The organism is Comamonas sp. GCA5, from assembly GCF_036541385.1.
In the GTDB taxonomy this organism is placed as follows: Bacteria; Pseudomonadota; Gammaproteobacteria; order Burkholderiales; family Burkholderiaceae_C; genus Comamonas; species Comamonas aquatica.
In genome coordinates this window covers 1-26038 of the sequence record NZ_JAZHFR010000051.1, presented here as the reverse complement: position 1 = coordinate 26038, position 26038 = coordinate 1, and the positions used below count along the sequence as shown (strand labels likewise).

Here is a 26038-nt window from a genome sequence, read left to right as displayed (position 1 = left end):
CGGCGGGCGGCCGTCCAGGGGCCGTGCAAGGGGACTCGCCCGGCCGGGTCCGCGCGGCACGGGCGCAGCGTACGATAGCCGGCTATGACGACCCAATACGAAAACCTCGCCACGCTTGCGCTGTGGACCGACTTTTTCAAAGTTTCCCCCGCCGAACTGCCCGCCGAGCGCCAGATGCGCGCCCGGCGCATGTCCGGCTTCATCCGTGGCCAGCTGCTGCCGGTGGCAGAGCCCGTGGAGCCGACCGATCCCGCCGCCGCAGCCCCCGAGGGCACCGCCGTGGCGGAGCCGGCCAAAAAAGCCGCCCCCCAGGTCGCGCGCGAATGGGTGCCTGCCCAGTGGGGCCTGGTGCCCAGCTGGGTGAAGTCCGAGAAGGACGCCAAGCTGCGCGCGCCCAAGCTGCTGGTGGCGCTGAATGAAACCGTGAGCACCACCCAGGCCTTCCGCGATGCCTGGCTGGCTGGCCAGCGCTGCATCATCCCCATGCAGGCCTTCTATGTGGACGATGTACGCACCGGCAAGGCCATTCCCACGCGCATCGCCCGCGTGGACGGCCAGCCCATGGGCGTGGCGGGTGTGTGGAGCCAATGGACCGACCCGGACACCGGGGCCGAGCTGCTGAGCTATGCCGTGCTGACCCTCAATGCCAACAGCCATGCGCTGATGCGCCGCTATGGCCCGCAGGGGGCGGAGCGCCGCATGCCGGCCATCCTGGGCGAGGGCACCTACGACGCCTGGCTGACGGCCCGCCAGGACAAGGCGCGCGAGTTCATGCGGGCGTACCCGGCAAACTGGCTGCTGGCCAACCCGGTGGAGCACAAGAAAGACAAAAAGCCCAAGGGCCTGTTTGATTGATGGGGATAGCGGCTGGCGCAGGCTGGGCCTGCGTGAGTGCCTTACTTCTCTTGGATGTTCAAGCGGCTGCGGGGCACCGACGATTCCCGGCTTGCTCCTGCGGCGAGCAGGGATGGCTGGCACCCCACACCCATGCCGCGATGTCGCCATACCGTTAGCTCCGGTGGATGCCATGCTCACTTCCTTCCAAGCCTGGGCGCATGCCCTGGTCCCTGTGCACTCTGCCGCCTTTGATGCCCTGGCCTGGCTGTCTCTGGGTTGCTACCTGCTGTTTGCCGTGGTCGCACTGCACTACGCGCTCCGGCCGTGGGCCGAAAAGGCGATGCTGGCAGCCATCGGCGGCGGTACCGCCGCCTCGCTGGTGCTGCACCTGTCCCTGCGCAGCAGCCCTGACTATGTGGGTGAGGGGCCCCTCTGGAAGTTTGTCTCCGTGTCCCAGTACCTGCCCTGGGTGGTGGTCAGCGTGGGGGGCCTCTACGTGCTCTACCGCATCGGCCTTCAACTGCGAAAAATGTGCCGTGGCAGGCAGGACCGCTGAAGCCGCCTTGGGTGGGCGCGGTCCGTGGTGGTCTGCCGCCCGCGCGCGGCAGACGCACAGAAAAGCCTGTTGCAGGCTGGCTGGCAACAGGCTTTGATTTTTCATAGCAGTCAACGCTGACTGGGCGTGCTTTGACTGTCTTTTGGGCTGCAATTCCAGATCCGGTGCGAGGGCGGTGTGCGGAACATCTCTGCAAAACACTTTTCAGCGCGCCATGCGGTGCACAGCCGTTCCCCCGATTGCCTGCACGCGCCAGCGCTGTGCGCGCCGCGGGGCCAGCCTGCCACTTGCCGGCGCTGTGGGAACCTGGCGATGCCGCAGGGCCGCTGGTGGTGCCCGACAGCCTTGGGCCGGCGCGCTGCGTGGGCCTGTGTTCACCCCCACCGGCACGGTGAACACCGCCCCACGCCAGCGTGCGGCGCACGGGCTTGTTCGCAGACCCACCCGTGCCCAGCCCGCCGGGGCGAGTTTCTGGCCCTGGCCCTGCACGGCACGCCGTGCCACGCAGGGCGGGTGCCACCCATGGTTTTGATAGCTGTCTGCGCAATCCCCATGAGCGCCAGAGCCAGAAAATGCTGAAAAGACTTTAAGCCGTGACCGCTTCGCCCAGCAGCGCATCCACGGCCGCGTGGGCGGCCAGGGTTTCGGCGCAGGCATTCGCCGCTTCCTCGCCCTTCTTCACAAAGTGCGCGTGGAAGAAGCCTTGCAGCTCCTCCGAGGGCTGGAAGTTGTGGGGCGTCAGCGCCACCGAGAACACGGGCACGCCCGTGTCCAGCTGCACGCGCATCAGCGCCTCGACCACGGCGGCAGAGACGAAGTCGTGGTGGTAGATGCCGCCGTTGACGATGATGGCACAGCCGATGACGGCGTCGAACTGGCCGGACTGGGCCAGCTTTTGCGCCATCAGCGGGATTTCGAACGCGCCCGGCACTTCCACCTGGTGGATGCGGGCGGGCGCGGCGCCCAGGGCCTGCAGCCGTGCGGCGGCGGCGTTGCGGGCCTGGTGCACGATGTCGCTGTGCCAGTTGGCACTGACGATGGCGATGCGGGCCGTGGCCAAGGCGGCCTGGGTGGCGTGGGAGGATTGGGAAGGTGTCAAAGTCTGATTCATGTGTGTCTTTCAAGACGTGAAACAAATGAATCAGGGCGCGCGAAGGCAGACGCAGCCCAGGCCGGTGCTGGCGCGCGCAGGCACGCCCGCACCCAGCGGCAGGCTGGAGGACAGGTCTTCACGTTGCTCTTTCATCCGGACTGTGACCGTCGGCTCTGGCATCGCACCAGATCTGCTGACCTTGGCGAAGCAGGCTTCGCCAAGCGCTCGCGGGCTCGCAGCACGGGGCTGCATACCGCCGGTGGGGAGTTGCACCCCGCCCTGAGAACGTATGTCGCCTGGTGGTTAGCCAGGCGACAAAGCCATTGTAGGCCGCCGGCATGGCACTGCTGGTCACCCAGGTAACTGTGCCTTGCGCTGGCGCAAGGGCCGTTGCCCCCACCAGCGCGCCACGGTGGCGCCCAGGCGCGCCCAGACGGTGTCTGGCACCGGCGCTGTGCCGGATGGCGCGGGGCCGACCGGGGAGGTCGGCAGGGTGGATTGCAGCCGGGCCGGGCCTTGCAGGGCCGTGGCCTGTAGCCACAGCGCGCACGGGGCCCGCCAGCTCTGGCCGGTGTGCAGGCGCAGTGACAGGCTGGGGCCACCGTCCAACCCGCCCAGCTGGGCGGTCTGCAGCAGCAACTGGCCGCTGGCGCAAAACACTTCGGCCCCGGCGGGCAGCGCCAGGCTGTGGGGAAGGCCATGGGGGATGCGATACAGGGTGGTGCGGTCGGCCCTGGGGATCTGGCCGGGGCATGGCGGGGGAGGCAACGAAGACATAAGGGCCTGCGCAAACGGTGTGAAACAAGGGCTCCAGCGTAGGTTGCGGCGGGCCATCGCGACAGGCACAGCCGCGGGCCAGGCGCACCGCAGCAGTGCAGGTTGGCGGACTGCTGTTCTGGTGGTTCTGCGCTGCATCTGTATCTGTTGCGCAGCAGAGGCCTGGGGCATGATGGCGGCTCTGCTGTCTGTTGGAAATCCGGCCCATGACCCTGGCTGCTGCCGCTTCACTGCCCCTGTACCGCCGCCTGGCGGGTGACTATGCCCAGGCCATGGGTCTGGGGACCCTGCAGGCGGGCGAGCGCATGCCCTCCGTGCGCGAGCTGATGCGCCGCCACCAGGTCAGCCTGTCCACCGCCCTGCAGATGCTGCGCCACCTGGAGGAGCAGGGGCACCTGGAGGCGCGCCCGCGCGTGGGCTACTTTGTGCGTGATGCGCGGGCGCTGGATGGGGTGGCGCTGACCCGCGAACCGGACCTGAGCCAGCCAGTGCAGCCCGGCGCCCAGGCCCACTTTGTGGGCATCAACGAACACATTTCCCTGTTGCTGGAGCGTGGGCGCCAGGCCCAGGTGCACCTCGATGTGGGCGGCTGCACGCCACCGCCGGAGCTGTTCGACCACCGCTTTCTGAACAAGACCGTGGCGCGCCTGCTGCGCGAACACCCGCAACTGCTGACGCAGGGCCGCTCGCTGCTGGCCAACCAGGGCAACCATCCGCTGTTCCAGCAGGCCATGGCCCGGCACGCGCTGGCGGCAGGCATCCGCGTGGCCCCCGGCGATGTGTTGGCGACCACCGGCAATTCCGAAGCCGTGAGCCTGGCGCTGGCAGCCGTGGCTGAGCCGGGCGACATGGTGGCGGTGGAATCGCCCACCTATTACGGTCTGCTGCAGGTGGTGGAGTCGCTGCAGCTGCAGACGCTGGAGATTCCGTGCAGCCCGCGCACGGGGCTGTCGCTGGAGGCGCTGGAGCTGGCCTTCCAGACCCAGCCGCGCCTCAAGGCCGTGGTGGTGGTGCCCGAGCTGCAGATGCCGCTGGGCACGCGCATGCCGGATGCGCACAAGGCCCGGCTGGTGGCGCTGTGCGCGCGTTACGGGGCGGCGCTGATCGAGGACGATTCCTATGGGCTGTTCGTTGAGGGCACGCAGCCGGTGAAGCCCCTCAAGGCCTGGGACAGCGTGGCGGGCCAGGTGATCTATTGCCAGGCTTTCAACAAGAGCCTGGCGCCGGGCTTGCGCCAGGGCTGGATGAATGCCGGGCGCTGGCATGGCCGGGTGCAGATGCTCAAGTTCGCCCAGAGCCGCAACACCCAGACCCTGGGGCAGCTGGTGGTGGCCGAGCTGCTGGGTTCACCCACGCACCAGCGCAGCCTGGAGCGGCTGAAGGCGCAGCTCAAGCAGCAGCGCGAGGCCATGGCCCGGCTGGTGGCGCGCCACTTCCCTATCGGCACGCGCATGAGCCTGCCGGGCGGTGGCCTGTGCCTGTGGCTGGAGCTGCCCGAAGGCTTTTCCAGCGCCCGGCTGTTCGGCGATGCCCTGGACCAGGGGATCCGGATTGCGCCGGGCAGCATGTTCTCCAACTCCGGGCGCTACGAACACTGCCTGCGGCTGGCCTGCACCCACCCGGTGGATGCCGCCGTGGAACAGGCGCTGCAGCTGCTGGGGGCCATGGCCTGCCAGCAACTGGGGCAGGCGCGCGCGGTTGAGGGTTGGGGTACGGCCAGGTGTTGGGGTAGGGCCGCCTGAGATGTGGGCTCGCACTTGCCAGTCCACGCACGGGTCGACAGCGGCTGCCTTGTGCCATCCACCCAGGGCGCAGGCAACAAAAAACCGCCTGCAGCTTGCGCTGTCGGCGGTTCTTGTCCGAAGAAACGGCTGAATTACTTCAGCTTGGTTTCCTTGTACTCGACGTGCTTGCGAGCCTTGGGGTCGAACTTCATGATCGACATCTTTTCAGGCATCGTCTTCTTGTTCTTGGTCGTGGTGTAGAAGTGACCGGTGCCAGCTGTGGAAGCCAGCTTGATCTTTTCGCGTCCGCCTTTAGCAGCCATTTTTATGCTCCTTGAGGAAATTAAGCCTGGCCACGGGCACGCATGTCTGCGAGCACGGAGTCGATGCCGTTCTTGTCGATCAGACGCAGGGCAGCGCTGGAAACACGCAGGCGCACCCAGCGGTTTTCGCTCTCAACCCAGAAACGACGGTACTGCAGGTTGGGCAGGAAACGACGCTTGGTCTTGTTGTTGGCGTGGGAAACGTTGTTGCCCACCATGGGCTTCTTGCCCGTAACTTCACATACGCGTGCCATTTGGACACTCCGATATTTGAAACGGCCGCCAGCACGGAGATTGCACGGTCAGTGCAATGTGCCAGCAGGCCTCACCTCGCCAGATAAAGGGTGGCGGTAGCCCGAATTTGTCACACCCCACAACCTGTAAGAACAGGCGCTAAATGCAGCAAAGCCCGCGATTATACGGGCTTTCTGGAAAAAGGCGTGGGCCGACAGGGTTTTAGCCTGTCGGCCGCCTGGGCATGTGCGGTTTACTGGTCCAGGAAGCGCTGGGCATCCAGCGCCGCCATGCAGCCGGTGCCGGCGCTGGTGATGGCCTGGCGGTACACGTCATCCTGCACGTCGCCGGCGGCGAACACGCCGGGCACGCTGGTCTGCGTGGCATAGCCCTTGCGGCCACCCTGGGTGACGATGTAGCCGTTTTCCAGTTCCAACTGGCCCTTGAAGATGTCGGTGTTGGGCGAGTGGCCGATGGCGATGAAGCAGCCTTGCAGGGCCACGTCCTCGGTGTGGCCATCCTGCGTGCTCTTGATGCGGATGCCGGTTACGCCGGACTGGTCGCCCAGCACTTCGTCCAGGGTGAAGTGGGTCTTGAGCTCGATCTTGCCTTCCTTGACCTTCTCCATCAGCTTGTCCACCAGGATGGGCTCGGCCGTGAACTTGTCGCGGCGGTGCACCAGGGTGACCTTGCTGGCGATGTTGGACAGGTACAGGGCTTCTTCCACGGCGGTGTTGCCGCCACCGACCACGCACACGGGCTGTTCACGGTAGAAGAAGCCGTCGCAGGTGGCGCAGCCAGACACACCGCGGCCCATGAAGGCCTCCTCCGAAGGCAGGCCCAGGTACTTGGCCGAAGCGCCGGTGGCGATGATCAGGCTGTCGCAGGTGTAGGTGCCGCTGTCGCCGGTCAGGGTGAAGGGGCGCTGGGACAGGTCCACGCTGTGGATGTGGTCGAACACCATCTGGGCCTTGAAGCGCTCGGCGTGCTCCATGAAGCGCTGCATCAGTTCGGGGCCTTGCACGCCGTTGACGTCGGCGGGCCAGTTGTCCACTTCGGTGGTGGTCATCAACTGACCGCCCTGGGCCATGCCGGTCACCAGCATGGGGTTCAGATTGGCGCGGGCTGCGTAGATGGCCGCGGTGTAGCCGGCAGGGCCGGAACCCAGAATCAGGACTTTGGCGTGTTGGTTGGTGGACATCGTTGCTTTTCGAGGGGGGAGGTGTTGCGCGCATGCGCCACACCGGTTGAACAATCACACGGCACCTGTCGGGCAGGTGCCACCGCTTGCACGGGGTAGCCATGCATTGTAGAAAGCTGGGGAAATTCCTGGGCAAGGTATCCCTAAACACGCGCATAGCCAGAAGCTAACGGCACCGGCCTGTGCGGCAGCCATGGCCGGGTGGCGGGCGGTGCGACCACGCCAGCGTGGTTGTTGCAAGTGCTTGCACAGGCGTTGCAACCATTTGTGTAGCGCCTCGCACGCCTAAGGTAAGCTCCCGACTGCGTATGACTTATTCCTCGAATGCACTGAATCCCAATCTGGCCAAGACCGCGCCCCGCCAGGGATTGGCGCGCTTTGGCCATGAAATCTGCCTGACCGCCGGTGCGCTGGGCCTGCTGTTCTGGCTGATGGCGATGGTCAGCTACTCGCCCCTGGACCCCGCGTGGTCCACATCGGGCAGCAGTGACGTGGTCATGGTGAACAACTGGATGGGCCGTTTGGGCGCCTTACTCGCCGATGCCTGGTATTTCGGCTTTGGCCTGTCGGCCTGGTGGCTGCTGCTGATCGCTCTGTATGTGCTGTGCGCGTCCAGCCTGCGCTGGATGCGCGGCCACAGCATGCTGGAAACCCCGGTGGGCGAACGCTTGCAGTGGTGGGCCGGTGTGGCCCTGCTGCTGGGCGTGAGCTGCGCGCTGGAGTGGTCGCGCCTGTACCGTTTCGAGAGCGTGCTGCCCGGCCATGCGGGTGGTGTGGTGGGTTACACCTTGGGCCTGATCGGCGTGCGCTGGCTGGGCTTCACCGGATCGGGCCTGATCGGCATTGCGCTGCTGGTGGTGGCGTTGTCGCTGGTGTTCCGCTTTTCCTGGGGCCGCGCTGCCGAGGGCCTGGGTCGCCGCATCGAGACCCTGGTGCGTCTGAACCAGCAGCAGCGGGAAAAGGTCAAGGATGAGGCCGAAGGCCGCAAGGCCGCGAAGGAACGCGCCAAGGTGGTGGCCGAGGAGCGCAGCGAAATCGAGGAGCACCACCACGAGCCGGTGCTGATCGTGACGCCCACGGCCGCGTCGCCGCAGCCCAGCGAGCGTGTGCTCAAGGAGCGCCAGAAGCCGCTGTTCCAGGATTCGCAGATGCAAGAAGGCAGCCTGCCGCAGGTGGACCTGCTGGATGCCGCGCCGGCCAAGCAGGAAACCGTGTCGCCCGAGACGCTGGAGATGACCAGCCGCCTGATCGAGAAAAAGCTCAAGGACTTCGGCGTGGAGGTGCGCGTGGTGCAGGCCACGCCCGGCCCGGTGGTCACGCGCTATGAGATCGAGCCGGCCACGGGCGTCAAGGGGTCGCAGGTGGTCAATCTGGCCAAGGACTTGGCGCGCTCGCTGTCGCTGGTGTCCATCCGCGTGATCGAGACCATCCCCGGCAAGAACTACATGGCGCTGGAGCTGCCCAACACCAAGCGCCAGTCGATCCGCCTGTCGGAGGTGCTGGGCTCACAGGTCTACCACGAGGCCAAGAGCCTGCTGACCATGGGGCTGGGCAAGGACATCGAGGGCAAGCCCGTGGTGGCCGACCTGGCCAAGATGCCCCACGTGCTGGTGGCCGGTACCACCGGCTCGGGCAAGTCGGTGGGGATCAACGCCATGATCCTGTCGCTGCTGTACAAGGCCGAGGCCAAGGACGTGCGCCTGTTGATGATCGACCCCAAGATGCTAGAAATGTCGGTCTACGAAGGCATTCCGCACCTGCTGGCGCCCGTGGTGACCGACATGAAGCAGGCCGCCAACGGCCTGAACTGGTGCGTGGCCGAGATGGAGCGCCGCTACAAGCTGATGAGCAAGCTGGGCGTGCGCAATCTGGCCGGCTACAACACCAAGATCGGTGAAGCCACGGCAAAGGGTGAAATCATTGGTAACCCCTTCAGCCTGACGCCGGAGTCGCCCGAACCCCTGGACCGCCTGCCGCACATCGTCATCGTCATCGATGAGCTGGCCGACCTGATGATGGTGGTGGGCAAGAAGATCGAAGAGCTGATCGCCCGCCTGGCGCAGAAGGCGCGCGCGGCCGGCATCCACCTGATCCTGGCCACCCAGCGCCCCAGCGTGGACGTGATCACCGGCCTGATCAAGGCGAACATTCCGACACGCATTGCCTTCCAGGTCAGCAGCAAGATTGACAGCCGCACCGTGCTGGACCAGATGGGGGCCGAGTCCCTGCTGGGCATGGGCGACATGCTGTACATGGCCAGCGGCACGGGGCTGCCGATCCGCGTGCACGGCGCCTTTGTGTCGGACGATGAAGTACACCGCGTGGTGAGCTATCTGAAGGAACAAGGCGAGCCGGATTACATCGAAGGGGTGTTGGAGTCGACCTTGTCGGAAGACGGCGGCCCGGACGGTGACGGTGGTGGTGAAGGGGGTGAGAAGGACCCGATGTACGACCAGGCCGTGGAAATCGTCCTCAAGGACCGCAAGGCCAGCATCTCGTACGTGCAGCGCAAGCTGCGCATTGGTTACAACCGTTCGGCCAATCTGCTGGAGCAGATGGAGCAGGCAGGGCTGGTGAGTGCCCTCACCAGCAGCGGCCAGCGCGAAGTGCTGGTGCCTGCACGGCCGGAATAAGGCCTGACAGCCTTGGCTGCCGGGCGAAAGGACAGGATGGATATGACAAAGTCGTTGGGGGTGCTGGCCGCGAGTGTGCTGCTGCCGGCCGTGGTCTGGGCCGATGGCCTGCAGAGCCTGGAACACTTCATGCGCACGGCCAAAGCCGGGCAGGCGCAGTTCACGCAGACCGTGACCGCGCCGGCCAAGGAAGGGCAGGCGCCGCGCACCAAGACCAGCAGTGGCGACTTCACGTTCCAGCGGCCCGGTCAGTTCAAGTTCACCTACACCAAGCCGTTTGCCCAGACCATCGTTGCCGATGGCAAGACGGTGTGGCTCTACGATGTGGACCTGAACCAGGTCACGCAGCGCAAGCAGGCCGATGCCCTGGGCAGCACGCCGGCGGCGATTCTGGCGTCGGCCAGCGACCTGTCGGGCCTGCAAAAGGACTTCACGCTCAAGCCCGTGCCCGATGCCGACGGCCTGCAGTGGGTTGAAGCCGTGCCCAAGGCGTCGGACGGCCAGCTCAAGAGCGTGCGCGTGGGCTTCCAGGGCGAGACCCTGGCGGCCATGGACATCCTGGACGGCTTCGGTCAGCGCTCGGTGATCCGTTTCAGCCAGCTCAAGCTGCTGCCCGCGCTGCCGGCCGGGCACTTCAAGTTCGAAGTGCCCGCGGGCGCCGATGTCATGCAGCAGTGATGGCTGGCGTTAATGCGATAGCGCCTCGCGCGCATGGGTTCTGAGTTTCAGCATGTTTGTGGCTTGAAACGCAGGCGCAGTGCGCGCCAGCTGCTCTGTTTGTGTGAGCGCGCCATGCAAAAAGCCCCGCAGCTTGTGGCTGCGGGGCTTTTTTGTGGCGTCAGCCGGATCAGGCGGTGGTGGCTGCGGGTGCGGGGCGCATGCGGTCCAGCACGGCGCTGAGGGCCAGGGTGGCCGCCACGGGCAGCAGCCAGCCCAGACCCAGTGCGCTGCCGGGCAGGCTGTCCAGCGCAGCGGGCACGATGCTGCCAAAGCCCATGGCCTTGAGGGCGTCCACGATGCCGAACAGCAAGGCCATGGTCATCACGGGGATGAACACACGCGCCTGGTGCTGGAACAGCTTGGACATCAGGCCCAGTGCGATCAGCGCCATGGCCACCGGGTAGATGGCGACCAGCACGGGAACGGCCACTGTGATCAGCTGCTCCAGCCCCTGGTTGGCCACGGCGGCGCTGAAGACCGACATGACGATCACCACGGTGCGGTACTTCATGCCCAGCAGTTCGCTGAAATAGGCCGAGCAGGAGCTGACCAGGCCCACTCCCGTGGTCAGGCAGGCCAGCAGGATCACGGCGGCCAGCAGGAAGCTGCCAGCAGTGCCGAAGGTGTTGTCCACGTAGGTGTTCAGGATCTTCACGCCGCTGGCGCCGGCTTCCACCACCGAGCCGCTCATGCCGCCCAGGTAGACCAGGGACACATAGACCAGGCCCAGGCCGGTGGCGGCGATCAGGCCCGCCAGGATGGTGTAGCGCGTGTGCAGCCGGGTGTCGGTCACGCCGGCGGCCTTGATGGCTGCCACGATGATGATGCCGAAGACCAGGGAGGCCAGCGCGTCCATGGTCTGGTAGCCCTGCAGGAAGCCCTGGGCCAGGGCCTGGCCGGCCGAGGCGTAGTCGGGCGCAGGCGTGGTCACGATGTCACCGGCCGGGGCCACGAAAGCGGCGATGCCCAGAATGGACAGCACCACGATCAGCGCCGGGGTGATGATCTTGCCGATGTTGTCCATCAGCTTGCCGGGGAACAGCGACAGCACCATCACCAGCGCGAAGTAGCCGATGGTGAACATCAGCAGCGCCTCGGGCGTATTGCCGGTGAACGGGGCCATGCCCACCTCGAACGACACGGTGGCCGTGCGCGGCGTGGCAAAGAAGGGGCCGATCGTCAGGTAGATGGACAGGCCCATCAGGGTGCCGGCCAGCTTGCCGATGGGGCTGGTCAGTGTGTCCAGCCCCCCGCCGACGCGCGCCAGCGCAACCACGCCCAGCAGGGGCAGGCCCACGCCGGTCAGCAAAAAGCCCAGGGCGGCGGACCATTGGAATTCACCCGCGGCCAGGCCCACGCTGGGCGGGAAAATGATGTTGCCTGCGCCCAGGAAGAGCGCAAAAGTCATGAAGCCGAGGGCAAGAATGTCCCGCGTCTTGAGTGTTGTCATGGGGAAAACCTAAAACCAGAGGGCCGCAGCACAGCCGTGCGTGCGAGCCGCGTTGCAGAGCGACGAATGCGGATTCCGTGCGCGTACGCTGTGGGCCGGATGTCGGCGCCGACAGGAGCAGGGTGCCTTGCCGGCCGAGGGTCGCAGGGGCAGCAAATGGCGAGGGGTTTCCGTGCCGATTAAGCTTGTGGCTTCGGTCCACGGGCTACAGCCATCATGGGTAACGCAGGTAAGCATCGCGCATGACGGGTAGTGATCCGCTGATTTACCTATTTTGCCGCATATAAAGTTCTGTTATATGGCGAATTCCAAAACAACCCTGAAAGGCGCAGCTGATTTGTCCAAGCTCACATCCGGCGGGGGGGATTCGGCCCTGCATGTCCCCCTGCCCGAGCGTTTGCGCCCCCGCAGCCTGGCGGAGGTCGTGGGCCAGCAGCAGGTGCTGGGCGCGGGCATGCCGCTGCGGCTGGCCTTCGAGTCAGGCCGCCCGCACAGCTGCATCCTGTGGGGCCCGCCCGGCGTGGGCAAGACCACCATCGCCCGCCTGATGGCCGATGCCTTCGATGCGCAGTTCATCGCCATCAGCGCCGTGCTGGGCGGGGTCAAGGACATCCGCGAAGCCGTGGAGCGGGCCGAGCTGGCGCGCAGCGGCCTGATGCCGCAGCGCACCATTGTGTTCGTGGACGAGGTGCACCGTTTCAACAAAAGCCAGCAGGACGCCTTCCTGCCGCACGTGGAAAGCGGCCTGTTCACCTTCATCGGGGCCACGACGGAGAACCCGTCCTTCGAGGTCAACTCGGCCTTGCTGTCGCGCGCGGCGGTCTATGTGCTGCAAAGCCTGACGGCAGACGACTTGAAGCAAATTGTGGCAAAAGCCCAGACGCTGCAAGCGGTGCCAGCTATGGAAGATGAAGCGCTGGAGCGACTGATCGCCTATGCCGACGGCGATGCGCGGCGCCTGCTGAACACGCTGGAGACCCTGGCCATCACGGCCGAGCAGGCCCAGGTCGGCAGCATCACCGACGCCTGGCTGCTGCAGGTGCTGGGCGAGCGCATGCGCCGCTACGACAAGGGCGGCGAGCAGTTCTACGACACCATCAGCGCGTTGCACAAATCGGTGCGCGGCTCGGACCCCGATGCCGCGCTGTACTGGCTGGTGCGCATGCTCGATGGCGGCGCCGATCCGCGCTACATGGCGCGGCGCCTAATCCGCATGGCCTGGGAAGACATCGGCCTGGCCGACCCGCGCGCCATGCAGATCACCAACGAGGCGGCGCAAACCTATGAGCGCCTGGGCAGCCCCGAGGGCGAGCTGGCGCTGGCCCAGGCCGTGCTCTACCTGGCCGTGGCGCCCAAGAGCAATGCCGGCTACCAGGCCTACAACCAGATGAAGGCCTTGGTCAAAGCCGACAGCACGCGGCCCGTGCCCATGCACCTGCGCAATGCCCCGACCAAGATGATGAAGGACATGGACTGGGGCAAGGGCTACCGCTACGCCCACGACGAGGAAGGTGGCTTTGCGGCCGGGGAGGATTACTTTCCCGAGGGGCTGGACAATCCCCACTTCTACCAACCCGTGCCGCGCGGCCTGGAGATCAAGATCGGTGAAAAATTGGCGCAACTGCGCCAGCTCAACGAGGCCGCAGAGCAGCAGCGCAAGCCGTGAGGGTCCGCCTGCATCGCGCCACCGCGGTGCGGCAGGCATGCCCTCGCTGCGGCGACAAAATGTTCAATTTTTTTCGAATTTGATCAATGAGTGTGCGCTTGCGTTCTTTTTTGTTGTTTCATGCTTCGTCACACATTTGTCATAAAAATTTAATTAAATATTCACTGTTTTGTCATGGACAATGCGCGGCAACCAGCCGCCTTGGCCGGTGCCACAACCCGGAACGGCGACACCTGCGTCGCCCCGCCGGAACGACAGGAATGGCGCGCTGCGCGCATTTCCACAGATCCAGCAGCCTACGTGTTTGCCACGCGTAGGCTTTCTAGTTTCCAACGCTATACATAACTCTTGAAGGAGCGTTCATGCTGTTTGGCAAGCTCTTGCCCCGCGAAGGCAATTTTTTCGAAATGTTCAACCAACATGCCGAGCGCATCGTGGAAGCCGCACGTGCGTTCTCGCAGATGGTGGCCAACTACAACGATCCGCACCTGCGTGAGAAGTACAACAGCGATGTCGACAACGCCGAGCGTGCCGCCGACCGTGTGACCCACGAAGTCACGAAGACCCTGCACCAGACCTTCATCACGCCCCTGGACCGTGAGCACATCCACGGCCTGATCAACACCATGGACGACGTGGTGGACCTGATCCAGGACTCCGCCGAAGCCATGGCGCTGTACGACATCCGCCAGATGACCGAAGAGATGACGCGCCTGGCCGACCTGAGCCTCAAGTGCTGCGAGCGCGTGCGCGATGCCGTCAAGCTGCTGAACCAGATCGCCGACCAGTCGGTGGCCGAGGCTGCCCTGAAGACCTGCCAGGAAATCGACCGCCTGGAATCGGACGCCGACCGCGTGCTGCGCGCCGCGATGAGCAAGCTGTTCCGCGAAGAGCAGGACGTGCGCGAACTGATCAAGCTCAAAGGTGTGTACGAGCTGATGGAAACCATCACCGACAAGTGCGAGGACGTCGCCAACACCATCGAGGGCATCGTCCTCGAAAACTCCTGATCGACCAGCACGGGGAATCCTGACCATGGAAACCGTACAAGCCGCCCTGTGGGTGGTCATTCTGCTGGTGGCGATGGCGCTGATCTTCGACTTCATGAATGGCTTTCATGATGCGGCGAACTCGATCGCAACCGTCGTCTCCACCGGCGTGCTCAAACCCACGCAGGCCGTGGTGTTTGCCGCCTTCTTCAATTTCGTGGCGATCTTCGTGTTCCACCTCAGCGTGGCCGCCACGGTGGGCAAGGGGATCGTGAATCCGGAGATCGTGGACACCCACGTGGTCTTCGGCGCCCTGGCCGGCGCCATCGTCTGGAACCTGATCACCTGGTACTACGGCATCCCCTCCAGCTCCTCGCACGCGCTGATCGGTGGCATCGTCGGCGCCGTGGTGGCCAAGGCCGGCACCGGTCCGCTGATTGCCAGCGGCATCCTCAAGACCCTGGCCTTCATCTTCATCTCGCCGCTGCTGGGCTTCCTGTTCGGCTCGCTGATGATGGTGATCGTCGCCTGGATCTGCCGCCGCACACGCCCCAGCAAGGTGGACAAGTGGTTCCGTCGCCTGCAGCTGGTGTCGGCCGGCGCCTATTCGCTGGGCCACGGTGGCAACGATGCGCAAAAGACCATAGGCATCATCTGGCTGCTGCTGCTGGGCACGGGCTACATGTCGAGCACCGAATCCAGCCCGCCCATCTGGGTGATCGTCAGCTGCTACGCGGCGATCGGTCTGGGCACCATGTTCGGCGGCTGGCGCATCGTGAAGACCATGGGCCAGAAGATCACCAAGCTCAAGCCCGTGGGCGGCTTCTGTGCCGAATCCGGGGGCGCGATGACGCTGTTCTTCGCCACCTTCCTGGGCGTGCCTGTCTCCACCACCCACACCATCACCGGCGCCATCGTCGGCGTGGGCTCCACCCAGCGCATGAGCGCGGTGCGTTGGGGCGTGGCCGGCAACATCGTCTGGGCCTGGATTCTGACCATCCCCGCCAGCGCCTTCGTGGCGGCCGTGGCCTACTGGGTCAGCCTGCAGCTCTATTAAAAAGAGCGCCTGGCGCTGATGCAAAAAGGACTTCAGAGTGGAATGACTCTGAAGTCCTTTTTCTTTCTGCGCAAGCTGCTACGTTGTTGGAAGCAGCCAAGTCCTCATTGGGAAATCTTGCGCGCTTCCTCAATCTGGTATTCGAAGTAGTGCTGGAAGCTGTAGGCCAGGCTGGCCATCAGCACCGCCGCCCCCACCATCAGGGCGGCCGCGATGGCGGCAATCGTGAACCAATTGGTGTGGCCGGCCGGCGCATCGGCGCTGGCCTGCGGGTTGAAGCGGGCGTTCCATTGCTGCGGGTGGCGCAGACCGTAGAGGATGGCCACCAGGGCGCAGGCGGCGATGGTGAAGCCCAGCAGCGGAATCAGCACCCAGCTGAGCTGGTCGTCCTGGCCGAACTGCTGCACGCGCTGGATGCCATACAGCCCCAGCGCCGTGGGAATGGGCAGGGCCCAGCCCAGGGTGTCGCCCATTCCATGCAGATAAAACCGGTGCAGCCCCAGGGGGCCTCCGACGAATGCCAACCACGCTGCAACGGTCTTGTTCTTCATGCCCCCATTATTCGGGTGAGGTGCTGGCGCCGGCACCTAGGGACTTCTCCATCATCACCACATCCAGCCAGCGGTCGAACTTCCAGCCCACGGCGCTGAGCGTGCCCACATGCGCAAAGCCTGCGGCGCGGTGCACGCCCACCGAGCCGGCATTCGTGCTGTCGCCGATCACGGCGATCAGCTTGCGCACGCCGACGGCCTCGCACTCCCGGCACAGCGCATCCAGCAGCAAGCGGCCAATCCCCTGGCCGCGCGCCGCGTCGGACACGTAGATGGAATCCTCGGCCGAGAACCGGTAGGCCGGGCGTGGCTTGAACCAGTTCGCATAGGCATAGCCCAGGATGCTGCCGTCCTCTGCCTCGGCCACCAGCCAGGGCAGTTGCTTGTTCAGCACATCCTGGCGGCGGGTCGTCATGTCGGCCAAAGTGGGCGGCTCGATCTCGAAGGTGCCGGTGCCGTGCAGCACGTGGTGGCGGTAAATGGCCGTGATGGCGGGCACATCCAGGGGTTGGCTGGGGCGGACGTTAGGCATAAAAAGCAGAACCCTATATAATCTTGCGTTTTCGGCGTGTCGCTGGCCGGGTGGCCATGTCGCGTGTCTCAAACGCCGTGAAAAACTCTTGCAGCAAATTTGCTGCGACCACCCGAAGGATAAATCATGGTCGTTATTCGACTCTCCCGCGGCGGCTCCAAGGCACGTCCTTTCTTCAACATCGTCGTGACCGACAAGCGCGTTCGTCGCGATGGCGCTTTCATCGAGCGCGTGGGTTTCTACAACCCCACCGCCCGTGGCGCTGAAGAAGGTCTGCGCATTGCGCTGGACCGCGTGACCTACTGGAAGGGCGTTGGCGCCCAGGCTTCCGACACCGTCGAACGCCTGCTCAAGCAAGCTGCCGCCAAGGCTGCTGCCTAATCAGCACCCCCATTGAAAACGGGTTCCGTTGGCTAGTCTGACGGAACCCGTTTTTTCTTTTTTCGTCTTTTGAAGATTGTCATGAGCCACATGCCTGAACTGGAACCCACCGCACTGCCGGACGATGCGGTGGAAATTGGCCGCATTGCCGATGCGTGGGGGGTGAAGGGTTGGTTCAAGGTCATTGCCTACAGTGCGGATCCTGAAGCCCTGTTCGCCGCCAAGCAGTGGTTCTTGCTGCCGGCCGAAAAAGGCGCCAAGCATTTCACGGGTACGGTGCTGCTGCCGATCAAGCAGGTGCGCCCGCACTCGGACACCATCGTGGCCACCTCGCCCGCCGTGCTGGACCGCAATGCGGCCGAGGCCCTGCGCGGTGCCCGCATCTTCGTGGCGCGCGAGCATTTCCCCCAGGCCGAGGACGGCGAGTACTACTGGGTCGACCTGATGGGCCTGCAAGTCAGCAGCCGCGAAGGCGTGGCGCTGGGCGTGGTCAAGGATTTGCTGGCCACCGGCCCCCAGACCACGCTGGTGCTGGCCTACGAGGAAGGTGGCAAGGAGCGCGAGCGCATGATTCCCTTTGTCGATGCCTACATCGACAAGGTGGATGTGGCCGCCAAAACCATCATCGCGGACTGGCAGCCCGACTACTGAGCCCTTGGCACGCATGCGTTTCGACATCATCACCCTGTTCCCCGAGCTGTTCGCCCCTTTCCTGGAAAGCGGAGTAACGCGCCGTGCCTATGCCTCAGGGCAGGTGGCGGTGCATCTGTGGAACCCGCGCGACTACGCCCAGGGCAACTACCGCCGCGTGGACGATCGCCCGTTCGGCGGTGGCCCTGGCATGGTGATGATGGCCGAGCCGCTGCAGTTGTGCCTGGAGGCCATCCGCGCGGCGCGCACCGAGAGTGAAACATCTGCGCCGGCACCGGTGGTGCTGTTCTCGCCGATCGGCCAGACCCTCAAGCACGAGGTGGTGGCCGACTGGGCCGAGAGCCAGGGTGCCATCCTGCTGTGCGGCCGCTATGAGGGCATCGACCAGCGCTTCATCGACCAGCATGTCACCCACCAGCTGAGCCTGGGGGATTTCGTGCTTTCCGGCGGCGAGCTGGCGGCCATGGTGCTGCTGGATGCGGTCACACGGCTGCAGCCCGGGGTGCTCAACGACGCGGGCAGCTTCCAGCAGGACAGCTTCAACCCCGCGCTGGACGGGCTGCTGGACTGCCCGCATTACACCCGTCCCGAAGTCTGGCAAGGCCAGCCGGTGCCGCCCGAGCTGCTGTCGGGCCACCACGGCAACATCGAGCGCTGGCGCCGTGACCAGCGCCTGCGCATCACGGCGCAGTACCGTCCGGAACTGATCGCGCAGGCCCGCGCCCAGGGCTTGTTGAATGCCAAGGACGAAGGGTTTTTGGCAAAAACGCGTCCCAGCTATAATCCCGGGTTCTTTGATCCTCTATCCGGCCGCTGCATCGGTTTGAATGCAGCCATAGCACCAATCCCGGCGCTTGCCAATTCTGGCGCGGACAAGATCAAGATGGATGAATCATGAATCTGATCCAAACTCTGGAGCAAGAAGAAATTGCTCGCCTGAACAAGACCATCCCTGCTTTCGCGCCTGGTGACACCGTCATCGTGTCCGTGAACGTGGTGGAAGGTAACCGCAAGCGCGTGCAGGCTTACGAAGGCGTGGTGATCGCCAAGCGTAACCGTGGCCTGAACAGCGCGTTCATCGTGCGCAAGATTTCCAGCGGCGAAGGTGTGGAGCGTACGTTCCAGACTTACTCTCCCCTGATCGCTGGCATCGAAGTCAAGCGCCGCGGTGATGTGCGTCGTGCCAAGCTGTACTACCTGCGTCAGCGCAGCGGCAAGTCGGCACGTATCAAGGAAAAGCTGCCACAACGCGTCAACAAGACTGCTGTTGCAGCTGCCGAGTAATCGCGCAGCCTTGTCAGGCAAAAGCCGCTACAGTTCGCTGTGGCGGCTTTTTTATGCCCGTGGAGAAGCTTTGTTGACCCCCTCGCCCGCGTCCCGGCAGCCAGCGTCGCTGACCGCCAGCATCCCCAACTTCGATCCGCGCCAGGTGCCGGTCATCGGCACCGACAGCCATTTGCCGGCCGTGCCCGCCGCCGGTCAAACCCCCCAGGCCTTGCGTGCGCGCTTTGCCCACCCGCCGCGGTGGCAGCCCGAAGTCCGCAAGGAGGCTCGCTTTGCCCCGCGCACGCCGGCGCATGCGGCGGTGTTGGTGCCCCTGGTGCTGCGCGAGGAGCTGACGGTGCTGCTGACCCAGCGCACGGAGCAGCTGTCCACGCATTCCGGGCAGGTGGCCTTTCCCGGCGGGCGCCAGGACCCGGAGGATGCCGATGCCACGGCCACGGCCCTGCGGGAGGCCCAGGAGGAAGTCGGTCTGGACCCCGGGCAGGTCGAGGTGCTGGGCAGCCTGCCGGTCTATGAGACCGGCACGGCCTTCATGGTCACCCCGGTCGTGGCCCTGGTGCAGCCCGATGCACCGCTGCATCCCAACCCCTACGAAGTGGCGGATGTGTTCGAGGTGCCGCTGCGCTTCTTGCTCGATCCGGCCCACCACCAGCGCCACCGGCTGCACTGGCAGGGCCTGGAGCGCGAATGGTTTTCCATGCCGTACCTGGATGCCGGGCGCGAGCGCTACATCTGGGGCGCCACGGCGGGCATGCTGCGTAACTTCTACCGTTTCATGGTGGCTTGAGGCGGCCCGTGCTGGCACGGGGGTGGCAAGGCGAAGGCTTGCCGCTATCATCGTCCCATGAGTTTCTTTGCCATCTTGCTTGCTCTCTTGCTGGAGCAGGCCCGTCCGCTGTCACGGGGCAACCCGGTGCACGCTGGCGTTCGGGCCTGGTCGGTGTCGGTGCGTCGTAACTTCGATGCGGGTCGTGAACACCATGGCTGGGTGGCCTGGGGACTGGCCATGGTGCCCCCTGTGCTGCTGGTCGTCGGGGTGTACTGGCTGCTGATGCGCTGGGTCGGCTGGCCGGCGGCCATGCTGTGGAATGTGGCCGTGCTGTACGTCACCCTGGGCTTTCGCCAGTTCAGCCACCATTTCACCCGCATCCGCGACGCGCTGGAAAGCGGTGACGAGCAGGCGGCGCGCGAAGGTCTGGCGGACTGGCGCCAGGTGGATGCGGCCGAGGTCCCGCGCAGCGAAGTGGTGCGCCATGTGATCGAGTACTCGGTCATCTGCGCCCACCGCCACGTGTTTGGCGTGCTGTTCTGGTTTGCGCTGCTGGCGGCCCTGGGCCTGGGGCCGGCGGGCGCCGTGCTCTACCGCATGGCGGAATACCTGTCGCGCTACTGGTCGCGCAAGTCGATTGGTGGCGCCGCACCGGTGAGCGAGCGGCTGCAGCAATCGGCCAAGCAGGCATGGACGGTGATCGACTGGCTGCCCGCGCGCATGACGGCGCTGGGGTTTGCCGTGGTGGGCAGCTTTGAGGAAGCGATCGATGGCTGGCGCTTTCACACCAAGCACTTTCCCAACGACAACGATGGCGTGATTCTGGCGGCCACCGCCGGCGCCATCAACGTGCGCCTGGGCGGCAACGCGCTGAAGATGCGCGAGGAGCTGCAGACCGCGCCCGTGTACGACGACGATGACGGCTGGCAGGACTCGGGTGTGACCCCGGGGCGTGAGGCCGACGTGGGCCACCTGCGCGCTGTGGTGGGCCTGGTGTGGCGCAGCGTGGTGGTGTGGATGCTGCTGCTGGCGCTGCTCAGTCTGGCGCGCCTCATTGGCTGATTGGATAGCACTCTGCGCAGGCTGCATCAGGGCTAGAGGCCAATTTCCATAAAAAACCGCCAGGGATTGCCTGGCGGTTTTTTTGTGGGGCGTGTGCCGTCGCTTCAGTAGCGCATCTGGCTCAGCTCGTCGAACAGCTCGGCGTAGATGCGGTAGCGGTTGGGATGGATGCAGTGCGGGCTGCCTTCCTGGTCCACCTCGGCCATCACGGCGCAGCCCGGCTCGTGCAGGTGGGTGCAGTTGTAGAACTTGCACTGGTCGGCCAGGGCGCCGATGTCCGGCATGCAGCGCGGCAGGTCGGTGGGGGCGATGTGGTACAGGCCAAATTCCTGGAAGCCGGGGGAGTCGATCAGGGCCGTGGTGCGCGCGGCGTCCATCCAGTACCAGGTGGTGGTGGTGGTGGTGTGCTTGCCGGTGTTGAGCACGCGGGAGATCTCGTTGGTGGCGGCCTGTGCGCCGGGCACCAGCAGGTTGATCAGCGTGCTCTTGCCCACGCCCGAAGGGCCGAGCACGAAGGTGCGGTTGCCGGCCAGCAGGTCCATCAAGGCCTCTTTCTGCTCGGGGTCGTCGCTGGTCAGGTTCAGCGGGATGACCGGGTAGTGCGGGCTGCCATCGGGGTGCTGCAGGGCACGGTAGGCCTCCAGGCGCTGCCAGGCCAGGGCAAAGGCTTCGGGCAGGTCGAACTTGTTCAGCGCGATGATGGGCTGGATGCCGGCATCCTCGGCCGCAATCAGGGCGCGCGCCAGCTGGCTTTCGGAGAACACCGGCTCGGCCGCGATCAGGATCAGCACCTGGTCCAGGTTGGCGGCGAACATCTTGGTGCGGATCTCGTCCTGGCGGTACAGCAGGTTGCTGCGTTCCAGCACTTTCTCGATCGTGCCTTCCTCGCCCTGGCCGGGGGGCGGGGCCTGCCACAGCACGCGGTCGCCGACGACGGCCTGGCTCTTCTTGCCGCGCGGGTGGCAGATGCGGCGGCTGCCGTCCTCGGTTTCTACGATGCAGTGGCGGCCATGGCTGCCGACAACCAGGCCTTCGGTGGAGGCGGCCGCCGAGGCGACGGCGGCTTTGCTGTGCTTGCGGCTCATGCGGCGCTCACGGGGTGGGGGGTGGCAGGTGCCGGCATGCGTGCCAGGCGCTCCACCGCTGGTGGGTGGGAGTAGTAATAGCGCGCATACACCGGGTCGGGCGTCAGGGTCGAGGCGTTGTCCTGGTACAGCTTGAGCAGGGCGCTGGCCAGTGCACCGCCGTCGGCCTGGGCCATGGCGTAGGCATCGGCCTCGAATTCGTCGCGGCGCGAAAAATGGGCCACCAGGGGCGACAGCCAGAAGGTGAACACCGGCAGGGCCAGCACGAACAGCAGCAGGGCCAGGCCCGGCTGGTCGGTGGGCTGGCCGAAGGCCAGGGCCACGCTGGGCGTCACGCCCAGGCCGGCGTAGAACCAGGCCTGCTGCGACACCCAGCCCAGCAGGGCAAAGCCGAGCAGGCTGACAGCGAACATGCCCAGCATGCGCTTGGTGATGTGCTGGTGCTTGAAATGGCCCAGCTCGTGCGCCAGCACGGCTTCGACCTCGTCGGCATTCAACTGCTGGAGCAGGGTGTCGTAGAACACCACGCGCTTGGACGTGCCAAAGCCGGTGAAGTAGGCGTTGGCATGGGCCGAGCGGCGGCTGCCGTCCATCACGAACAGGCCCTTGGCGGCAAAGCCGCAACGCTGCATCAGCTGGGTGACGCGCGCCTGCAGGGTGGCGTCGGCCAAGGGTTCAAACTTGTTGAACATCGGGGCGATGAAGCTGGGGAAGACCCACATCAGCAGCAGCTGGAAGGCGGTCCAGAAGCCCCAGGCCCACAGCCACCACAGGCTGCCCGTGGCCTGCATGCACCACAGGATGGCCCAGGCGATCGGCAGGCCGATGGCGGCGGCCAGCAGGGTGGACTTGCACAGGTCGGCCAGCCACAGCGCAGGCGTGCTTTTGTTGAAGCCGAAGCGCGCTTCCAGCACAAAGGTCTGGTATAGCGCGAACGGCAGGTCGAGCGCCCCAGAGATCAGGGCGAACGCTGCCAGCAGCGCCAGTTGCTGGCCCAGGCCGGGCGCCATGAACTGCAGCAGGCCGGCGTGCAGCGCGTCCAGGCCGCCCAGCAGGGTCCAGCCCAGCAGGACCACGGCCCCCCAGGCCATGTGCACCAGGCCGAAACGGGCCTTGGCCAGGGTGTAGTCGGCGGCCTTCTGGTGGGCGCCCAGGGCGATCCGGTGCGCGAACGCCGCCGGCACCTGGTGGCGGTGCTGGGCCACATGGCGCACCTGGCGCGTGTTGAGCCACATCTGCACCAGCAGGTGCAGGGCCAGCATCAGCGCGAAGGCCAGCGTCAGCAGCAGCGAAGGGGAAAGGGCGTTGTGTGTCGGCATTGGCGGCGAGTGTAGGCGACAATTTGCGGATGTCTCTTGCCGCCTCCCCCGAAACCCCTGTGCTGCCCAAGTCCGACCTCAACCTGGTGTGGCTGGACTGTGAAATGACGGGGCTGAACCCCGAGCACGACCGCATCATCGAAATCGCGGTGGTGATCACCAATGCCAACCTCGATGTGCGGGTGGAAGGCCCGGTGTTCGCCATCCACCAGAGCGATGCCCTGCTGGACGGAATGGACGCCTGGAACAAGGGCACGCACGGGCGCAGCGGTCTGATTGAGCGCGTGAAGGCCTCGGAGGTGACGGAAGAGCAGGCACAGGCGCAGCTGATTGCCTTTTTGAGCAAGTACGTGCCCAAGGGCAAGGTGCCGCTGTGCGGCAACAGCATCGGCCAGGACCGGCGCTTCCTGGCGCGCTACATGCCCAAGCTGGAGGCCTATCTGCATTACCGCAACGTCGATGTCAGCACGCTCAAGGAACTGGCGCGGCGCTGGAAGCCCGAGGTGGTCAGCAGCTTCAAGAAAGCCCAGCGCCACACCGCCTTGGCCGACGTGCTGGAGTCCATCGACGAGCTGCAGCACTACCGCGCGCACTTCCTCAGCCCGGTGCTGGCCGATCCCGCGCCATAAGGCATGCGATTCCAGGGGATAAGCCCCTGGGGTTTGAAGAGAAAAGCAGGGCGTGCAATAATTGCGGTCTTGTCTGAACGCAACCTTGGAACAAACAAGGTACGCGCTTTTTTCAGCCATTTGCGCATCTCCCATCACTCACCGGGCTCACCGACACCCGCTCGCCATGGCCGCCCCACACGGGCCGCCAGCGATGCCGATACGACTGCCCACCACATCCACCAGCGTGGAAGTGCTTTGTTTGACGGTTGATGTTTCCCTAACCGTCAAGAAAGCAGCACTGCCGCTGGGCATTGGTGTTTGCTTTCCGCGTGAGAACACATGAACGACATCCTCAATGAGCAGGGCCTGGTGGCCGCTGCAGATACCTCTTTGGACGCTACCCTGGACCAGATGCTGGCCGACGTGGACCCTGTGGAGGCCGCGGAGCCCGCAGGTCCCAATCCTTTCGAAGAATTGGGCCTGGCGCCCGAGCTGGTGCGTGCCGTGGGCGATCTGGGCTATACCCAGCCCACACCCGTGCAGGCGCAGGCCATTCCCCTGGCCATGGGCGCTGGCGAAGAAACCGGTGGTTTCATCGACCTGATGGTCTCCAGCCAGACCGGCTCCGGCAAGACGGCCGCCTTCCTGCTGCCCGTGCTGAACACCCTGATTCAGCAGAAGAACGAAGAAGAAGCCGAAGCCAAGGCGGAATACGACCGTCTGGTGGCCGAAGCGGCCGCCCGTGGCGAACCTGCTCCCAAGCGCAACAAGCGCAAGGACCCCACCAACCCCCGCAACTTCAAGGCCGCCGTGCCCGGCGCCCTGATCCTGTGCCCCACGCGCGAGCTGGCACAGCAGGTGGCGCACGACGCCATCGAGCTGGTCAAGCACTGCCGCGGCATGCGCATTGCCAACGTGGTGGGCGGCATGCCCTACCAAGTGCAGATCGCCAAGCTGCAGAACGCCAACCTGGTGGTGGCCACGCCCGGCCGCCTGCTGGACCTGCAGCGTTCGCTGCAGATCAAGCTGGACAAGGTGCAGTTCCTGGTGGTGGACGAAGCCGACCGCATGCTGGACCTGGGCTTTGCCGACGACCTGGCCGAAGTCAACCAGCTGACCGAGCAGCGCAAGCAGACCATGATGTTCAGCGCGACCTTCGCGCCCCGCATCCAGCAGCTGGCCATGCGCGTGATGCACGACGGCGGCGCCAACGTGAAGAAGGTGACCATCTCCACGGCGCAGGAAAAGCACACCAACATCAAGCAGGTGCTGTTCTGGGCCGACAACGCCCAGCACAAGCGCAAGCTGCTGGATCACTGGCTGCGTGACACCTCGATCAACCAGGCCATCGTGTTTGCCTCCACCCAGGTGGAGTGCGACGGTCTGGCGACCGACCTGCAGGAAGCCGGCTTCTCCGCCGCCGCCCTGCACGGCGCGCTGAGCCAGGGTCTGCGCAACCGCCGCCTGATGGCGCTGCGCAATGGCCAGATCCAGGTGCTGGTGGCCACCGACGTGGCAGCCCGCGGCATCGACGTGCCCACCATCACCCACGTGTTCAACTACGGCCTGCCCATGAAGGCCGAGGACTACACCCACCGCATCGGCCGTACCGGCCGTGCCGGCCGCGAAGGCGTGGCTGTGACGTTTGCGGAATTCCGCGACCGTCGCCGCGTGTTCGACATCGAAGGCTACACCCGCCAGCAGTTCAAGGCCGAAGTCATTCCGGGTCTTGAGCCCCAGCAACGCTTCCCGGCCGCCGGTGAGCGCGATGGCCGTCGTGGCGGCGGTGCCGGCGCCGGTGGCCGTGGTGGTTTTGGTGGTCGCCGTGACGGCGACGGCTATGGCCGCAAGCCAGGCTTTGGTGACCGTGGTGGTTTTGGTGGTGGTCAGCGCCGCGAAGGTGGCTTTGGTGGTGACCGTGAGCGTGGCAGCTTCGGTGGTGACCGTCCCCGCTTTGGCGGCGACCGTGACCAGCGTGGTTTTGGTGGCGACCGTCCCCGCTTTGAAGACCGTGGCGGCGATCGCGGCGGCTTCGGTGGCGGCCAACGCCGTGAAGGTGGTTTTGCCGATCGCAAGCCCGCTTTTGGTGACCGTCCAGAGCGCGGTGGCTTCGGTGGTGACCGTCCCCGTTTTGAAGACCGTGGCGGCGATCGCGGTGGCTTCGGCGGTGGCCAGCGCCGTGAAGGCGGCTTTGCCGAGCGCAAGCCTTTCGGTGGCGACCGTCCCCGTTTTGAAGGCCGTGGCGACCGCGGTGGCTTTGGTGGCGGTGAGCGTCGCGAAGGCAAGTCCTTTGGTGGTGGTCGTGATGACCGCAATGGCGGTGGTTTCGGTGGCGACCGTCGTAAGACCTTTTCGCGCGACCGCTGATGCAGCTCGGGTTGCGCCTGGTGCGCAGCCCTGGTGTGGATGCATTGTTGATTTCCATCCAGAAGTGACCCACTAGCCCCCGGTTTTTCCATCTCAATCTGACCCACGCATTAACCCTAGCCTGCTGCTTTTATGTGCAGCAGGAGACCAGGAGTGATTGACGTGG

The 26038-nt window shown here is 65.4% G+C and carries 25 protein-coding genes, 1 pseudogene and 1 riboswitch; of the genes and pseudogenes, 16 read left to right on the top strand and 10 right to left on the bottom strand.

Annotated elements, in window-relative coordinates:
• Window positions 1-84: 84 nt before the first annotated feature.
• Complete coding sequence (locus tag SJH88_RS12570; protein WP_274754684.1) at window positions 85-855, top strand: SOS response-associated peptidase; 771 nt, start codon at window positions 85-87, stop codon at window positions 853-855.
• Between the two features lie 172 nt (window positions 856-1027).
• Window positions 1028-1393 carry a hypothetical protein gene (locus SJH88_RS12565; protein ID WP_274754683.1) on the top strand — a complete coding sequence of 122 codons (366 nt, stop codon included), beginning with the start codon at window positions 1028-1030 and terminating at the stop codon, window positions 1391-1393.
• A 586-nt stretch (window positions 1394-1979) separates the two neighbouring features.
• On the opposite strand, the gene SJH88_RS12560 is transcribed toward SJH88_RS12565, so the two are convergent.
• A complete protein-coding gene (locus SJH88_RS12560) occupies window positions 1980-2504 on the bottom strand; it encodes a 6,7-dimethyl-8-ribityllumazine synthase (protein ID WP_274754682.1) in 525 nt (174 codons plus the stop codon).
• A gap of 118 nt (window positions 2505-2622) precedes the next feature.
• Window positions 2623-2777: riboswitch (FMN riboswitch) on the bottom strand.
• 60 nt (window positions 2778-2837) lie between these two features.
• Window positions 2838-3263, bottom strand: a complete 426-nt coding sequence (locus SJH88_RS12555) for a hypothetical protein (RefSeq protein ID WP_274754681.1) — start codon at window positions 3261-3263, stop codon at window positions 2838-2840.
• 206 nt (window positions 3264-3469) lie between these two features.
• Here SJH88_RS12555 and SJH88_RS12550 point away from each other — a divergent pair, with 206 nt between their 5' ends.
• Complete coding sequence (locus SJH88_RS12550) at window positions 3470-5005, top strand: aminotransferase-like domain-containing protein (protein ID WP_274754680.1); 1536 nt, start codon at window positions 3470-3472, stop codon at window positions 5003-5005.
• Window positions 5006-5139: 134 nt separating this feature from the next.
• Here the strand turns inward: SJH88_RS12550 and rpmG are convergent, their stop codons facing one another.
• The 3 genes from rpmG to trxB all read right to left on the bottom strand — a co-directional run bounded on the left by rpmG (window position 5140) and on the right by trxB (window position 6745).
• The gene (gene rpmG / locus SJH88_RS12545; RefSeq protein ID WP_042411550.1) at window positions 5140-5310 is read right to left on the bottom strand and encodes a 50S ribosomal protein L33; all 171 of its coding nucleotides are present in this window, start codon (window positions 5308-5310) and stop codon (window positions 5140-5142) included.
• 20 nt (window positions 5311-5330) lie between these two features.
• Window positions 5331-5564 (bottom strand): 50S ribosomal protein L28, encoded by a 234-nt coding sequence (rpmB, locus tag SJH88_RS12540; RefSeq protein ID WP_003058229.1) that lies wholly within the window; start codon window positions 5562-5564, stop codon window positions 5331-5333.
• Between the two features lie 233 nt (window positions 5565-5797).
• Window positions 5798-6745 (bottom strand): thioredoxin-disulfide reductase, encoded by a 948-nt coding sequence (gene trxB, locus SJH88_RS12535; protein WP_042411544.1) that lies wholly within the window; start codon window positions 6743-6745, stop codon window positions 5798-5800.
• Between the two features lie 308 nt (window positions 6746-7053).
• Between trxB and SJH88_RS12530 the strand changes: the two genes are divergently transcribed.
• On the top strand, window positions 7054-9378 hold the full coding sequence (locus tag SJH88_RS12530; protein WP_274754679.1) for a DNA translocase FtsK: 2325 nt from the start codon (window positions 7054-7056) through the stop codon (window positions 9376-9378).
• 42 nt (window positions 9379-9420) lie between these two features.
• Window positions 9421-10056 (top strand): outer membrane lipoprotein periplasmic chaperone LolA, encoded by a 636-nt coding sequence (lolA, locus tag SJH88_RS12525; RefSeq protein ID WP_042411539.1) that lies wholly within the window; start codon window positions 9421-9423, stop codon window positions 10054-10056.
• A 169-nt stretch (window positions 10057-10225) separates the two neighbouring features.
• Here lolA and brnQ read toward each other — a convergent pair whose 3' ends face one another.
• Entirely contained in the window at window positions 10226-11548 is a 1323-nt protein-coding gene (gene brnQ / locus SJH88_RS12520; RefSeq protein WP_210930270.1) for a branched-chain amino acid transport system II carrier protein, read from the bottom strand.
• Between the two features lie 337 nt (window positions 11549-11885).
• Here brnQ and SJH88_RS12515 point away from each other — a divergent pair, with 337 nt between their 5' ends.
• The 3 genes from SJH88_RS12515 (at window position 11886) to SJH88_RS12505 (ending at window position 15260) form a co-directional block, all read left to right on the top strand.
• Entirely contained in the window at window positions 11886-13214 is a 1329-nt protein-coding gene (locus SJH88_RS12515; RefSeq protein WP_274754678.1) for a replication-associated recombination protein A, read from the top strand.
• 362 nt (window positions 13215-13576) lie between these two features.
• Window positions 13577-14224 (top strand): DUF47 domain-containing protein, encoded by a 648-nt coding sequence (locus SJH88_RS12510; protein ID WP_045267378.1) that lies wholly within the window; start codon window positions 13577-13579, stop codon window positions 14222-14224.
• 25 nt (window positions 14225-14249) lie between these two features.
• Window positions 14250-15260, top strand: a complete 1011-nt coding sequence (locus SJH88_RS12505) for an inorganic phosphate transporter (RefSeq protein WP_042411527.1) — start codon at window positions 14250-14252, stop codon at window positions 15258-15260.
• A gap of 104 nt (window positions 15261-15364) precedes the next feature.
• Here the strand turns inward: SJH88_RS12505 and SJH88_RS12500 are convergent, their stop codons facing one another.
• Entirely contained in the window at window positions 15365-15811 is a 447-nt protein-coding gene (locus SJH88_RS12500) for a TM2 domain-containing protein (RefSeq protein WP_234687722.1), read from the bottom strand.
• Window positions 15812-15818: 7 nt separating this feature from the next.
• Window positions 15819-16343 (bottom strand): GNAT family N-acetyltransferase, encoded by a 525-nt coding sequence (locus SJH88_RS12495; RefSeq protein WP_274754677.1) that lies wholly within the window; start codon window positions 16341-16343, stop codon window positions 15819-15821.
• A 126-nt stretch (window positions 16344-16469) separates the two neighbouring features.
• Between SJH88_RS12495 and rpsP the strand changes: the two genes are divergently transcribed.
• From rpsP to SJH88_RS12465, 6 genes and pseudogenes are all read left to right on the top strand, one after another.
• Entirely contained in the window at window positions 16470-16724 is a 255-nt protein-coding gene (gene rpsP, locus SJH88_RS12490) for a 30S ribosomal protein S16 (protein ID WP_042411519.1), read from the top strand.
• Window positions 16725-16805: 81 nt separating this feature from the next.
• The gene (rimM, locus tag SJH88_RS12485) at window positions 16806-17375 is read left to right on the top strand and encodes a ribosome maturation factor RimM (protein ID WP_274754676.1); all 570 of its coding nucleotides are present in this window, start codon (window positions 16806-16808) and stop codon (window positions 17373-17375) included.
• 13 nt (window positions 17376-17388) lie between these two features.
• A pseudogene (gene trmD, locus SJH88_RS12480) lies at window positions 17389-18141 on the top strand (tRNA (guanosine(37)-N1)-methyltransferase TrmD); the annotation flags it as partial.
• Window positions 18142-18269: 128 nt separating this feature from the next.
• On the top strand, window positions 18270-18659 hold the full coding sequence (rplS, locus tag SJH88_RS12475; protein WP_042411516.1) for a 50S ribosomal protein L19: 390 nt from the start codon (window positions 18270-18272) through the stop codon (window positions 18657-18659).
• Window positions 18660-18732: 73 nt separating this feature from the next.
• Window positions 18733-19446, top strand: a complete 714-nt coding sequence (locus SJH88_RS12470; protein WP_270151531.1) for a CoA pyrophosphatase — start codon at window positions 18733-18735, stop codon at window positions 19444-19446.
• A gap of 57 nt (window positions 19447-19503) precedes the next feature.
• Window positions 19504-20490 (top strand): CobD/CbiB family protein, encoded by a 987-nt coding sequence (locus SJH88_RS12465; RefSeq protein WP_274754675.1) that lies wholly within the window; start codon window positions 19504-19506, stop codon window positions 20488-20490.
• A gap of 104 nt (window positions 20491-20594) precedes the next feature.
• Here SJH88_RS12465 and rsgA read toward each other — a convergent pair whose 3' ends face one another.
• Both rsgA and SJH88_RS12455 read right to left on the bottom strand, forming a co-directional pair.
• Complete coding sequence (gene rsgA, locus SJH88_RS12460; protein ID WP_274754674.1) at window positions 20595-21575, bottom strand: ribosome small subunit-dependent GTPase A; 981 nt, start codon at window positions 21573-21575, stop codon at window positions 20595-20597.
• The gene (locus tag SJH88_RS12455; RefSeq protein WP_274754673.1) at window positions 21572-22894 is read right to left on the bottom strand and encodes a M48 family metallopeptidase; all 1323 of its coding nucleotides are present in this window, start codon (window positions 22892-22894) and stop codon (window positions 21572-21574) included. Before SJH88_RS12455 ends, rsgA begins: the two co-directional genes overlap by 4 nt.
• 29 nt (window positions 22895-22923) lie before the next feature.
• Between SJH88_RS12455 and orn the strand changes: the two genes are divergently transcribed.
• Together orn and SJH88_RS12445 are read left to right on the top strand one after the other, a co-directional pair.
• Window positions 22924-23523: an oligoribonuclease gene (orn, locus tag SJH88_RS12450; protein WP_274754672.1), complete on the top strand. Its 600-nt coding sequence runs from the start codon at window positions 22924-22926 to the stop codon at window positions 23521-23523.
• A 321-nt stretch (window positions 23524-23844) separates the two neighbouring features.
• Window positions 23845-25872, top strand: a complete 2028-nt coding sequence (locus SJH88_RS12445; RefSeq protein WP_274754671.1) for a DEAD/DEAH box helicase — start codon at window positions 23845-23847, stop codon at window positions 25870-25872.
• Window positions 25873-26038: the final 166 nt, after the last annotated feature.

Excerpts from the sequence above, each read along its gene's own strand:
- trxB (WP_042411544.1), bottom strand. The coding sequence starts at position 6,745 with ATGTCCACCAACCAACACGCCAAAGTCCTGATTCTGGGTTCCGGCCCT.
- SJH88_RS12530 (WP_274754679.1), top strand. The coding sequence starts at position 7,054 with ATGACTTATTCCTCGAATGCACTGAATCCCAATCTGGCCAAGACCGCG.
- SJH88_RS12445 (WP_274754671.1), top strand. The coding sequence starts at position 23,845 with ATGAACGACATCCTCAATGAGCAGGGCCTGGTGGCCGCTGCAGATACC.
- SJH88_RS12555 (WP_274754681.1), bottom strand. The coding sequence starts at position 3,263 with ATGTCTTCGTTGCCTCCCCCGCCATGCCCCGGCCAGATCCCCAGGGCC.
- SJH88_RS12565 (WP_274754683.1), top strand. The coding sequence starts at position 1,028 with ATGCTCACTTCCTTCCAAGCCTGGGCGCATGCCCTGGTCCCTGTGCAC.
- brnQ (WP_210930270.1), bottom strand. The coding sequence starts at position 11,548 with ATGACAACACTCAAGACGCGGGACATTCTTGCCCTCGGCTTCATGACT.
- rsgA (WP_274754674.1), bottom strand. The coding sequence starts at position 21,575 with ATGAGCCGCAAGCACAGCAAAGCCGCCGTCGCCTCGGCGGCCGCCTCC.
- SJH88_RS12560 (WP_274754682.1), bottom strand. The coding sequence starts at position 2,504 with ATGAATCAGACTTTGACACCTTCCCAATCCTCCCACGCCACCCAGGCC.
- SJH88_RS12570 (WP_274754684.1), top strand. The coding sequence starts at position 85 with ATGACGACCCAATACGAAAACCTCGCCACGCTTGCGCTGTGGACCGAC.
- rpmG (WP_042411550.1), bottom strand. The coding sequence starts at position 5,310 with ATGGCTGCTAAAGGCGGACGCGAAAAGATCAAGCTGGCTTCCACAGCT.
- SJH88_RS12510 (WP_045267378.1), top strand. The coding sequence starts at position 13,577 with ATGCTGTTTGGCAAGCTCTTGCCCCGCGAAGGCAATTTTTTCGAAATG.
- rpmB (WP_003058229.1), bottom strand. The coding sequence starts at position 5,564 with ATGGCACGCGTATGTGAAGTTACGGGCAAGAAGCCCATGGTGGGCAAC.
- SJH88_RS12550 (WP_274754680.1), top strand. The coding sequence starts at position 3,470 with ATGACCCTGGCTGCTGCCGCTTCACTGCCCCTGTACCGCCGCCTGGCG.
- SJH88_RS12505 (WP_042411527.1), top strand. The coding sequence starts at position 14,250 with ATGGAAACCGTACAAGCCGCCCTGTGGGTGGTCATTCTGCTGGTGGCG.
- SJH88_RS12495 (WP_274754677.1), bottom strand. The coding sequence starts at position 16,343 with ATGCCTAACGTCCGCCCCAGCCAACCCCTGGATGTGCCCGCCATCACG.
- lolA (WP_042411539.1), top strand. The coding sequence starts at position 9,421 with ATGACAAAGTCGTTGGGGGTGCTGGCCGCGAGTGTGCTGCTGCCGGCC.
- rimM (WP_274754676.1), top strand. The coding sequence starts at position 16,806 with ATGAGCCACATGCCTGAACTGGAACCCACCGCACTGCCGGACGATGCG.
- SJH88_RS12465 (WP_274754675.1), top strand. The coding sequence starts at position 19,504 with ATGAGTTTCTTTGCCATCTTGCTTGCTCTCTTGCTGGAGCAGGCCCGT.
- rplS (WP_042411516.1), top strand. The coding sequence starts at position 18,270 with ATGAATCTGATCCAAACTCTGGAGCAAGAAGAAATTGCTCGCCTGAAC.
- orn (WP_274754672.1), top strand. The coding sequence starts at position 22,924 with ATGTCTCTTGCCGCCTCCCCCGAAACCCCTGTGCTGCCCAAGTCCGAC.
- SJH88_RS12500 (WP_234687722.1), bottom strand. The coding sequence starts at position 15,811 with ATGAAGAACAAGACCGTTGCAGCGTGGTTGGCATTCGTCGGAGGCCCC.
- rpsP (WP_042411519.1), top strand. The coding sequence starts at position 16,470 with ATGGTCGTTATTCGACTCTCCCGCGGCGGCTCCAAGGCACGTCCTTTC.
- SJH88_RS12455 (WP_274754673.1), bottom strand. The coding sequence starts at position 22,894 with ATGCCGACACACAACGCCCTTTCCCCTTCGCTGCTGCTGACGCTGGCC.